The sequence below is a fragment of the Pseudomonas sp. genome, assembly GCF_049645325.1.
Classification (GTDB): Bacteria; Pseudomonadota; Gammaproteobacteria; order Pseudomonadales; family Pseudomonadaceae; genus Aquipseudomonas.
Map to the genome: position 1 here is coordinate 1 of NZ_JBARTQ010000490.1, position 1,881 is coordinate 1,881.

Consider the following 1,881-nt stretch of genomic DNA (forward strand, 5'->3'; position numbering starts at 1 on the left):
GACCCGTCTTGCCGCAGCCGGTGGGGCCCATCCAGATCATGTTCTGCTGCTTCGTCATGTAGTCGAAGCTGTCGTACAGCGACATGATCCGCTTGCGGTCCAGTTTTCGCTGCCGTGCGAAGGGGAACGTTTCGATCTCCAGCAGCTCGGGAATGTGGGCCCTTTTGCGGCGCAGCTTGCGGGCACTCTCGTTCTTGATGAGGCGTTCCGCCTCGAACACGTGTCGCAGCAGCCGCTCGGCACTGTATCGCTTTCGCTTGACTTCCGTCAGCGTCTCATCCCAGCGAGCCAGCAGTCCATACAGCCGCAGATACTTCAAGGTCTTTTTCAACTCTTCATCCATCATCCTGCTCCTTACCGGGTTGGCCCGTTTTCGTGGTCATCCGTTTCGTCATCCTCCGGCAGCAGGTCGTCGTAGATGGACAGATCCGGCTCGTCCGTCAGGCAGCCCTCCTGGTAAGCCGGCCGCTCGCGAAAGCTGTCGTCCACGTCGGCTTCGGGCAGCTGCTGGTCGGACTGGCTGATGCAGAACCAGGCGATGCGCTGGAGCGTCTCGACATGTGTGACCCGATAACGCAAGGCCCGCTGCAGAGTTCGCGCGAAGATGGCCTCGGTCACTCGCCGGCTCAGTGCGAACAGCTTTCGCACGAAGCGGTGGCGCTGAATTCCGGCCGTCTTGAGGGCATAGTCCAGATAAGCCTCGACATCGCTGCCCATGCCGCGGAGGCGTTTCTCTTCCTGCATCGAACCGTTCTTGCGGTGCTTGGGCAGGTGCCGGGGTGGCGGTTGTCCGGCGGGACTGAACCGCTCGTTCTTGACGCCGTCGGGCGGCAACTCATATTCCACCAGGCAGGTTCGCTGCTGAAAGATTTTCAAACGGTCCGCGTACTCCAGCAGCTTGACTTCTTCGCGTTTGCCGCCCGGCACCCAGTAGTAGTTGCCGGCGAAAGCCGTGTAGCCGTATTGATCCGTGCCCCGCTCGTGCGCCCTGTAGGGCGCGACCAGCTGCGGCGGCAATTCGGTCAGATACTGCCGTTCGTGCTCGAAGGCCTTGGCCGGAATCAAGCCGGTTTTGCTGACCGGGCGATGGTACAGGCGGTCGCTGGCCCACTGGAAAGCCTGTCGGTTCATGTCCTCCAGGCTGTCGAAGGTGCGTCCCGGCAGGAAGCTCGTTTCCGTCGTCCAGAAACTTCTTTCATTGCCGGCTTTGCGATTGGCATGGCGGATCTCGTGACAGCGGAACTGGAAGCCGTAGCGATCCGCGAAGGAAGCCATTTCGGGGACGATCACCGCCCGGCTGCCGCTGCCGCGAAGCCGCGCCAGATTGGTGTTGTCGATAATGCACTGCCGGGCTGAATAGCCCCAGTGCATCAAGGCTTCGTGCAGAAAACACTTCATCGCGAAGCGGTTGAAAGCCCGGTAGAACTTCAAGTACCGCCGCTTCGAGTAACGCAGGTACAGCAAGCTGGCAACGATCCTCGTCCGCACTCCCGAGAGCGGCACCTGATAGACCGTGGTGTCGTGTTGCATTTCCAGACCCGGCTCGTCCGGGACGCGGTCGCAGCGATCTTTTCGCGACTTGCCCAGGCCCAGTTCGCGGAGCAACCGCGTCAAAGTCGGATAGCTGACCTGGATGTTTTCTTCCTCGAGCAGCTTTTCGTGCACCCGTTGAATCCAGCCCCGGCACTCCTTGTAAAGACGCCCCAGCAGTTCCGGGTCGATGTGGATCTTGTCCTTGCGGACGGTGTTTGGCATCTGGCCTTGCTGGGCGATGATGGAGCGCACCGTGTTGCGGCTGATTTTGAACTGGCTGCTGATCTTCCGCAGAGGGATGCCCTGCAGATGCAACTGATAAATGGCGTTACGCATGTCCGGATCGAT

The 1,881-nt window shown here is 60.5% G+C and carries 2 protein-coding genes; both read right to left on the minus strand.

Translation table 11 applies throughout. The annotated features are described in order from the left end of the window. Positions 1-343: ATP-binding protein (locus WBB95_RS20965; RefSeq protein WP_424489317.1), on the minus strand; the 343-nt coding region annotated here is incomplete at its 3' end. An 11-nt stretch (positions 344-354) separates the two neighbouring features. Further along, a partial coding sequence (locus tag WBB95_RS20970; protein WP_424489318.1) for a hypothetical protein occupies positions 355-1,881 on the minus strand: 1,527 nt, incomplete at its 5' end.